This is a genomic window from Desulfurellaceae bacterium, from assembly GCA_021296095.1.
Classification (GTDB): Bacteria; Desulfobacterota; Binatia; order Bin18; family Bin18; genus JAAXHF01.
Genome location: JAGWBB010000094.1, coordinates 1 through 9302, shown reverse-complemented (window position 1 = coordinate 9302; position 9302 = coordinate 1). Strand labels below are relative to the sequence as shown.

The 9302-nt window shown below is 62.7% G+C and carries 8 protein-coding genes; 4 read left to right on the top strand and 4 right to left on the bottom strand.

Going from position 1 to position 9302, the window contains the following annotated elements; genetic code table 11:
• Positions 1-1015: 1015 nt before the first annotated feature.
• Positions 1016-1447, bottom strand: coding sequence for a PIN domain-containing protein (locus J4F42_18380; protein MCE2487486.1), 432 nt, complete (start codon positions 1445-1447; stop codon positions 1016-1018).
• A gap of 352 nt (positions 1448-1799) precedes the next feature.
• Between J4F42_18380 and J4F42_18375 the strand changes: the two genes are divergently transcribed.
• Positions 1800-1982: a (4Fe-4S)-binding protein gene (locus J4F42_18375; GenBank protein ID MCE2487485.1), complete on the top strand. Its 183-nt coding sequence runs from the start codon at positions 1800-1802 to the stop codon at positions 1980-1982.
• Between the two features lie 140 nt (positions 1983-2122).
• On the opposite strand, the gene J4F42_18370 is transcribed toward J4F42_18375, so the two are convergent.
• Genes J4F42_18370 through J4F42_18360 form a run of 3 tightly spaced genes read right to left on the bottom strand, consistent with a single transcriptional unit; the run spans position 2123 to position 6297 of the window.
• Positions 2123-3619, bottom strand: coding sequence for a DNA phosphorothioation-associated putative methyltransferase (locus J4F42_18370; protein ID MCE2487484.1), 1497 nt, complete (start codon positions 3617-3619; stop codon positions 2123-2125).
• Positions 3594-4832: a molybdopterin molybdotransferase MoeA gene (locus tag J4F42_18365; GenBank protein ID MCE2487483.1), complete on the bottom strand. Its 1239-nt coding sequence runs from the start codon at positions 4830-4832 to the stop codon at positions 3594-3596. Before J4F42_18365 ends, J4F42_18370 begins: the two co-directional genes overlap by 26 nt.
• A gap of 40 nt (positions 4833-4872) precedes the next feature.
• Positions 4873-6297: a UDP-N-acetylmuramoyl-tripeptide--D-alanyl-D-alanine ligase gene (locus J4F42_18360; GenBank protein MCE2487482.1), complete on the bottom strand. Its 1425-nt coding sequence runs from the start codon at positions 6295-6297 to the stop codon at positions 4873-4875.
• Between the two features lie 210 nt (positions 6298-6507).
• Between J4F42_18360 and J4F42_18355 the strand changes: the two genes are divergently transcribed.
• The 3 genes from J4F42_18355 to J4F42_18345 form a co-directional block, all read left to right on the top strand.
• Positions 6508-7890, top strand: a complete 1383-nt coding sequence (locus J4F42_18355; GenBank protein MCE2487481.1) for a CCA tRNA nucleotidyltransferase — start codon at positions 6508-6510, stop codon at positions 7888-7890.
• Positions 7891-7930: 40 nt separating this feature from the next.
• Positions 7931-8800, top strand: a complete 870-nt coding sequence (locus J4F42_18350; GenBank protein MCE2487480.1) for a HugZ family protein — start codon at positions 7931-7933, stop codon at positions 8798-8800.
• A gap of 311 nt (positions 8801-9111) precedes the next feature.
• On the top strand, positions 9112-9302 hold a 191-nt coding region (locus J4F42_18345; GenBank protein MCE2487479.1), incomplete at its 3' end, for a hypothetical protein.

The following is a 9302-nucleotide window of genomic DNA, read 5'->3' as shown; positions in this document are numbered from 1 at the left end:
CGAAGCAGGGAATGCCGGATCACGTCCAGCCTGACGAGAGCGGAACGGCGGGGCTACAGCCTAACGTGAAACGCTCTAGAGTCGCGAGCAGTCGGCAGCTGCGCTCGTCTACTGGAAACCGGCCGAGGCGGGAAAAGCTCCAGTTGACCCAGCCTACGGAACGGATGCGGCGTCGCGAATCTAGCGGCTAGAACTTCGAGATGTGGGTCAAGCCGGATCAAAAGGGCATCGTCGTCAAGTTCTGGTAGATCTTCTGTGTCGAGTAGACTCCAGCGTTCTTCCCCGTATAAGGCAAGCAGTTTACCCCAGAGCGCCAAGAATGACTTTTCTTGCAGGGCGCAGCGTAAGCTTCTGAACATCTCACAGTGCGCCTGCAACTCAAGATGAAACCTTTGACGAAGCGCGACGGCGAGGCGCAACAATAGGATCGTCTGCCAGCTATACTGCGCTGGAGAGCCTTTAGCCCTCGGCGGCACGTCAGCAGGAATTAGGGCTCGTCGGCTCGTCCACTCGCGGAGCCTAGCCGTAGAGAGTCCGGTCAATATCGTCGCTTGGCGCGTTGAAACGAAAGGCATCTTTCCTCCCGAAGTTCAAGTCTCATACCTGATCTCCATATAAGAACGTGTACTATACCCGATCTTTTCGGTAAATGCCCCAAAGGATGGGTGGGAATTCCCTCAACAGGGGATGGGTGGAAACTTCAGCACGGTAAAAAGGGGCGCGGCTGTCAGGAACACCAAACGAAGTAAGCGGTGCTGGCTTAATTCAGTACGGCGTCTAGGATGTGTCGGTTTACGCTCCGCTAAGCCGACCTGCGAGCCTGACTAGCTTTTGCCCTGGGCAACCCTTGTTTCGGCTGCCCATCTGCCGCCGTAGGCGCCAATTCATCTCCCGATAGCGGCGGCGCATCCGACACCCGGGCCAGAATGCGATCAACCGCAACGGGGTCTGCCCGCGGTGTAATGACTCCGGAAGTCGCAGACTGAACCTGCCCATGAAGTCTCCTTCGGGGCTGTTATCGTGTTTGAGAATCCGCTGCGAACGGATCGGTGAGCAGCACGTCTTCAATCATGTAACCCGCCTGCATGTCCTCGGTGTGTAAAACCGTACATGCTCCATTCAAGGCGGCACGGATGACGAGGCTGTCCCAGATTGACAGGTGATGCATGCGGTGGAGGTCAATGGCGGCCAGGAGATCGGTGGGGGTCAGCGTGACGACGTCAAATCGGGAGTACAGACTCACGCGCTGTTTTGCCTCCTTGCTGCTCATGCCGAGCTTTCGTGTCGTCGCGGCAAAGAACTCCTGCAAAATTTGTAAGGACAGGACTCCGCGGCGTTCCCGCATCAAACGGCGAATCAGTTCGCGGGCGCGGGCCTGTTTACGCCGGTCGCGGGCATCGTCAGCGTACACCAGTACGTTGGTGTCGATAAACTCACGACCGCTCATGCAATTGCTCCCGGGTCCACGGGCCTGATGAACGGTACGCGTTTTCCGCCCACAGTGCATCGAGTTGATCGAGAGCTGCCTCTACATCGTTGACGCGGGTCAATTGTTCCAGGTAGTCACGAATAAGCTGGTTCAAGCTGGTGCCGCGAGTGGCTGCAACACGCCGAGCCGCAGCCACAACTCGATTGTCAATGGATAGAGTAACATTCACGTCACACATACTATGTGCGCACGTGATATGTGTCAATGCTTCACGTTGTCCATTCACCTCATCCCCCCAAGCCGCAGCCTTGCCGCCGGTACGGCAAAGGCGCTATCGTGCAGCAATCGACACCCGAGAGGAGGGCAGGGTATGAAAGTCAACTGGGATGAGAACGTCTGTACGCATTCGGCAAATTGCGTCAAGAGTCTGCCGCAGGTCTTCAAGGTCGAAGACGGAAAATTCGTCATTGATACGAGCGCGGCCTCAGAGGACGAGGTCCGGGCCGTTGTTGCCAAATGCCCATCGGGCGCCCTGAGCGTGCAGGAAGAGTAAGCAGCCAGACTGCCATTTCTCCTCGGGGGTCGGAGACATATCCGGCACCCGAGCTATAACACGACCAAGCACAGCCGGGCCTATTCGCCCGGCTCTTTTCTTTTTCCGACCGGGTCGTTGGGCGGAGACAGGGGTCGCCGTCAAGAGGCGCCGTCCGGTTCGTGCCGACGGACGAGCCGATGCCCGGACAGCCTGACACCCCGCTCGGCGAGTATCTGTTCCCAGCCGCGCCGGGTGCCGATGCGCACCGCTTTATCGTACAGCCCCCACTTCTCCTCCTGGCGGGTGAGGCGGGAGAATTTCGGATACAGCGGATGAGCGCTGGAGAGAAAGGCTTCTTTGCGGTGCAGGATGGGCGGGTTGTTCGAGCCGGTGTAATCCCGGTGCTGAATCCGAAACGTCTGGAGCGGAACGAGCAGCGAGGCGGCCAGCGCCGGATGCGGGTCACGCTCAAACTGCGGGTAGGACAGGTAGGAAACCTGTGGCGAGTCTCGGTGAAGCTTAATGATGTTGGCGTCTTCAACCGCGCCAATATAAGCCCGGGCACAGCCTTCGTAGACACGGAGGATGGCCGGCAACTGGGGCAGGGCCGAAACATGGACGTACAGCGCGCTGGGGATCAATTTGCCAAGCGCAGCCCGGCAGGCGGTGTCTAGCGCAGCCCTGTCCCCGGCGGAAAAGAGCAGGCTGTCGGCTTCTTTACACGCCCGGGTGTAGGTCGAGAAAAACGCCTTGACATCGAGCTGGAGGTCAGGCGGCAGCTGAGAAAAGCGGGGACGACCGTCAAAGCGACCCAGGGCCAGATAGATGAGTAAGTCCTGGGCACGTTCTTCCCGAATGCGGCGCCAGCCCTCCTCGCCGGTGACACGCCGGATAATGCCGTAGGCGCGCTTGAGACTGCCGATTTCCCGACACACAGCGGGCGCCTCGGCAAGCTCAGTCTCATCGGGCAGGCGACCGCGCCGGCTGAGAAAAGCGATCAGCGGCGCAAAAAGATCCCGATGGCGCTCAAACAGGAGATCGCTCTGGCGCTGGCGTGGGGCGGAGGTCTGGCGTCGGTAGCGCGCCGCGACAAAGGACTGTCGGGCATCCGCGTCGCGGAAGACATAAAAGATGCCCGGTGCCGCCGCAAGGCTGGCAACGCCCAGGACACCATCGATCCAGGCTCGTAACTCCTGCTGATCGTAGTATTTTTGGAAGGTTCCGAGCTGGGTCAGAAAACCGTCTCGGTACGGCCGCTGACCCGCAGGCTGAGCCTCCAGGCTGAGACGGGCCGCCACCACCAACACCTGCCGGGTCAGCGCCCAGGCGTTTTGCAGAGCGGCCGCCCGTTCCTCGGGGTCTTCTATCACATTGACGACGTAGCCCAGGTTGACCACATCCGCCCGGCGGCGTTCGGTGTCAGGCGCATAGACCGGGTCCCAACCCCGACATCGAATACCCCGGCTGGACAGCGCGCGCAGGTCGTCACCACGGCCGCAGCCGTAGTCAAAGACCGAGGTCTGGGCGTGGATGAGCCCGTTTTCGAGGCTGAGTCGGATCGGACGCGACAGTCCGACCCGACTCAGCGCCGTGCGATGGCGCGCAACAGTCTGAGCGGAGACCGTCCGCTCAGAACGGCGCCTCTTCGCTGGCAAACGCATCGCCATCCAGCACGATGACCCTGACTTCCGTGCCCTTGGTGAGCCGCGTCTGTTCGCGCGGCCCGATGATCAGCCCGTGTCCGAGCGACAGCGAACTCAGCACGCCGGAACTTTGGGTGCCGGTTGAGCGGACCGCGTACTGCCCGTCATGCCGGCTGAGTTGGCAGCGGACAAACTCGGTCAGGTTCCTGGCAATGGGGATGTCCTCGCTCACGGTGGCCGACACAACGGGCGGGAACAGCCTGGTGTGGCCCAGCATGCGTCGCAGGCTGGGGCGCACATAGAGATAAAAACACACCAAGGCCGAAACCGGATTGCCCGGCAGACCAAAGTACAGCCGGTCCTTGAGCAGCCCGAAGGTCAGCGGCTTGCCCGGTCGCTGGGCCACCTGCCAGAACAGACGCTGCATGCCCAGCTCGTCCATGGCGGCTTTGACAAAATCAAAATCGCCGACCGATACGCCGCCGGTAGACAGCACGACATCGTGTCGAACGGCTTCCTGCAACGCGCTGCGGGTCTCGTCCAGCGAGTCGCGGGCAATCTCAAGCGGCACCGGTAGCCCACCGGCGTCCTGCACCGCTGCGGCCAGGGTATAGGCGTTTGAATTGACAATCTGGCCCGGCCGGAGCGTGCCATCGACCTCGACCAGCTCGTTGCCAGTGCTGAGGATGGCGACCCGGGGACGCTGGCGCACGAGCACGAAACTCCGCCCGACCGAGGCCAGCAGTCCAATATCCGCCGGGCGCAACACCCGCCCTTTTTCTAAAATCAGCTGACCCGGTCGGATGTCCTCCCCCCTGGCCCGGACATTTGCGCCCAACTCGTTTGACTTCTGAATCAGGACCCGACCGTCGATCTCGTGCGTATCCTCGACCCGGATCACCGTGTCTGCGCCGGGCGGCAGCACGGCACCGGTCATGATCTTGCTGGCCATGCCGGGTGTGACGGTCTGGTCCGGCACGGCGCCGGCTTGAATGACCTCAAGAACGGACAGCTCGGCGGGCGTGTCGGCCTCGGCCTGGCGGATATCCTGCCAGCGCACGGCATAGCCGTCCATCGCCGAATTATCGAAAGGCGGCACCTCACGATCAGAGGGGATGGCTTCGGCCAATACCCGACCGCTCGCCTCAAACAGGCTGACCCGCTCCCCGGCCAGCGGGCTGACGGTTTCAAGGATCTGGCTGACTGCTTCGTGTACGGAGATCATAGCCGAACTCTACGCGCAGTTGGCCGTCATCGTCAACGTCTTACCCCTCGTTGACGCCCAGCGCCCGGGTCACGATCTCAAGCTGCACGCCACGTGAGCCTTTGATCAGCACAAGCTGCGGGCCGGCGTAGTCCTCAACCTTGTCCCGCATGAAATCCGCGGCCTCGACCGCTGTCCCAAAGGTCCGGACCGACATCCCTCTGGCCTGGGCTTGGGCGGCGAGAGCCCAGGCTTCGTGTCCGACCGTGATCAGCAGCTCCGGCTGGGGATCGAGGCGGGCTACCACCTCGCCCATTTCCTTGTGGCGGACGGGGCTGAGCGTGCCCAACTCCAGCATGTCGCCCAGCACGACAAGCAGCCGTTCGCCCGCAGTCCGCACCTGAGCGGCGGTCAGCAGTGCCTGCCGCACGGAGGCCGGGTTGGCGTTGTACGAGTCGTCAAGAATCGTCAGCTCACGCTCGGGCACGGCAATAACCGCCATTCTGCGTGGGGCACCGTGAGCCGTTTGCAGGGCGTGGCAGGCCGCATCCAGACCAATGCCACACTCGGTGGCCACGGCAATCGCCACCAGGGCGGCGAGGGCAAAGTGACTGCCCAGCAGCCCCAGGCGGACCGGGCGAGTCCCAACCGGCGCCTGCAACACAAAGCGCGTTCCCCCACGCGAGACCCGGATGTCGGCCGCCCGAAAGGTGTTGGTGTCCTTTTCGCCGAAGGTCACAATCCGGCACCTGGCCTGGCGGGCGACGGCCTCCACCAGGGCGGCGTCATCGCCGTGAATGATGGCCAGCCCGTCGGCGGGCAGGGTGGCGATCAGCTCGGTTTCGGCCGCGATCACACCGGACAGATCGGTCAGCATCTCGGTGTGCTCTTCGGCAACCGAGGTGATGACCCCGATGTGCGGGCGGGCCAGCCGGCCGAGCAGGCTCAGCTCGCCGGGACCGCTGGTGCCCATCTCCAGGATCAGGATGTCTTCCGCGCCGTCGGCGCGCAGCAGGGTCAGCGGCAGGCCGATCTGGTTGTTCAGATTGCCCAGGGTGGCCAGGCTTGGTTTGTGGGCGGCGCACACCTGGGCCAGCAACTCTTTCGTCGTCGTCTTGCCGTTGCTACCGGCGATACCGACGACTCTGGCGGGCAGTCGGGTGCGATGCCAGGCTGCCAGCTCCTGGAGGGCGGTCAGCGGATCGGATACGCCGATGCCCACCGCTCCTGCCGCTAAGGCGTCAGCCTCGATTCCCCTGAGTACGGAGGCGGCGTGGTGGGCATACAGGAAACCTGCGGCTCCGCCTTGGACGGCCGCCCCGAGATAGGCATGGCCGTCGGTCCTGGTGCCGGGCAGGGGAACGAATAAGGCGCCCCGGCTGGCCGTCCGGGAATCGATCGTAACCGAACGGAACAGCGTATCCGCCCGCCCGGAGGTCAGCGTCCCGCCTGTTGCGGCGCATACCTGCTGTGCCGTTATTTTCACCGCCTCACGCTCCTCTGGGTCTCCGTGCACCTGGCCGACGGCCTCGCCTCCGCCTCAATGGCTCGACCAGCCTTCTGCCAACTCTAACCAGCCGCGACGCGCCTCACAAGCCGGCCCGTGTTGGCAAGGCGGACGCTGATCTCTTCCTGATTCGATAAGGCTATCAGCGTCCGCCTTGATCCCGCTTGTGGCCCGTGTCACCATACCGGAGTGAGCCCACGAGAACGCCACGCCCGAACGATTATCGACACCCTGCGCGCCCAGGGTTTCAGCGCCTACCTGGCCGGGGGCTGTGTGCGCGACCGGCTGCTGGGCTTGGAGGCCAAGGACTTTGATGTGGCAACCAGCGCCCAGGCCGAGCAGGTCCTGAGCCTTTTTCCACACGCCGTCCCGATCGGGGTGCAGTTCGGGGTTGTGCTGATAGCGAGCGGAGAGCATGTGTGTGAGGTGGCGACCTTTCGCGCCGACGGCCGCTATGTCGACGGCCGCCACCCGACCAGTGTCCGTTTCAGCAAGGGCGACGACGAGAAGACCCGGCAAACAGCATCGTCACCCTTGGACGCGCGGGACGACGCGCTGCGACGCGATTTCACCATCAACGGAATGTTCTATGACACCGCCACGGAGCAGGTGATTGATTATGTGGGCGGCCAACACGATATGGCCGAGCGGGTGATCCGGGCGATTGGCGATCCGTTCGCCCGTTTCAGCGAGGATCGCCTGCGCCTGCTCCGCGCAGTGCGGTTCGCCGCCCGGCTGGGATTTTCCATTGACCCCGAGACCTTCGCCGCCATCCGACAACTCGCGCCGACAATCGCCACAATCGCCTGGGAACGTATCGGCGATGAGGTGGTCAAGATTCTCACCCAGGGCGGCGCCCGGCGTGGTTTTCAGCTCTTGTCCGAGTCCGGCCTGCTGGCCGTCGTCCTGCCCGAAATCGAAGCGCTGCGCGGGGTTGAGCAATCGCCGGACTTTCACCCCGAAGGGGATGTGTTCATCCATACCCTGCTGCTGCTGGCCGAGCTGGACAAGCGGGGAGCAGAGGACCGGCCGAGTGAAACCTTGGCCCTGGGCGCGCTGCTGCACGACGTGGCCAAGCCACAGTGTCAAAGCCAAAAGGGCCAACGCATCACCTTTTATGGCCACTGCGAACAGGGAGCCGAGCGGGCCGTTGCCATCTGTCAGCGGCTGAAACGTTCGCGTGCGGTGTGGCAGCGGGTGGCCTATCTGGTCAAGAACCATCTGCGCGCGCTCAGCGCCCCGGCCATGCGCCCGGCCAAGCTCAAGCGCTTGCTGCGTGAAGAGGGCATCGAAGAGTTGCTGGAGCTGGTCCGCATTGATGCCCTGGCCTCGAGCGGCGACCTGCGTCCCTACGCGTTCTGTCGTCAGCAGCAAGAAACCCTGGGGCCGGCCCGCATCGCTCCGCCGCGCCTGCTGACCGGCCGGGACCTCATCGGGCTTGGCCTGCGCCCCGGACCGCGCTTCGCAGACATTCTGACTGCGGTCGAGGACGCCCAGTTGGAGGGACGGCTGGCCAGCCGTGGGGCCGCGCTGGAGTGGGTGCGGCAATACCTGGAGGCGAAACGTCCCTGAGACCGCCTGTTGCGATCCGCATTTTCAGTAGGAGAGCCCCATGCCGCAAGCGTCCAAGCCAGAACCGATCAGCAAGGGAGGTGATGACGACCCTGGGAAGAGATCATCACCCACCGTGGGCAGCCAACACGCCCGAACGGACTCGTCAGCCCCGAGCGTTCCCGAACCGTCCTTTGCCGAGCAGGTGCGGACCCTGCTGCACCTGGGCCGGACGGGCACCTTATCCAGCATGTCCCGCAAACATCCCGGCTGGCCGTTTGGGTCGGTCATGCCGTATGCCCTCGATGACCACGGACGGCCGGTGTTTTTGATCAGCGTGATGGCGATGCACACCCAAAACCTCAAGACCGACCCGCGCGCCAGCCTGCTGGTCAGCCAACCCGGCTGGACCGGCGATCCGCTGGCCGGCGCACGGGCAACGCTGATGGGCGAGGTCACAGCCTTGCCCGAGACGGACCTGGAAACGGCCAGAGCGGGCTATCTGGCGCGCTATGAAAACGCGCGCGCCTGGGTCGATTTTGACGATTTCGGCTTCTACCGCATGGACGTGAGCGACGTGTACTATGTCGGCGGCTTTGGCGCTATGGGCTGGGTCGCCGCTGCGGATTACACCAAGGCCGAGTGGGATCCCTTGGCCGAGGTGGCGGCCGGGATTATCGAGCATATGAACGCAGATCACGCCGATGCCCTGCGGCTGTACTGCCGGGCCTACCGCGATATCGAAGCCGACTCAGCCGAGATGATCGGCATCGACCGTTTGGGATTTCGGCTGCGGGTGCGCAGCGGCGAACGGCTGCGCGGGCTGCGGCTGGCCTTTCCCCACGAGGTCCGCAGCAGTCAGGAGGCGAGAAAGGTGCTGGTGGCCATGGTCCAGGAAGCACGCCACAAGCTCGCCGCACAGACCCCCTGAGGGTATTTGCGGCAGCACTGTCCCCGCAGAATTTCATACATTAGACCTGCCGTCAGCACTTTCGACAGTGACGCCCCGTAGGGGTGATAAAGCGAACGCATGCAGCCTTGGTCTAGGATTTGGGACAGCAGAGCAGTACTAACGGGAAGAAACGTTTCAGTGACGGCAGTTTTCGCGTGGTAAAAAGGAGGCACGGATGTTAGTAAAATCAAGCAAGGCAAAGGTTATGAAGCGGTGGTCATGACAGACCACACGAGATGGCCAATCGTTATCAGCCATCGAAGCGGAAGACCGAACTTAGGAACCGTTCCATGAACAGAAGACAAACAACAGGCCGTGATCTTGATGCTGATGAGGCTTTCAGAGGTTTGGTCGACTTTGGACTATTCAACGAGAAAGTGCCTCCCTGTTTTTCGTCTGAAGGACTAGAGCGGTTCACCATTATCTGTAGCCACAATGCTGGAAGTAATGATGGCATTCGCGGGGAGAGAAGCCCGTCAAG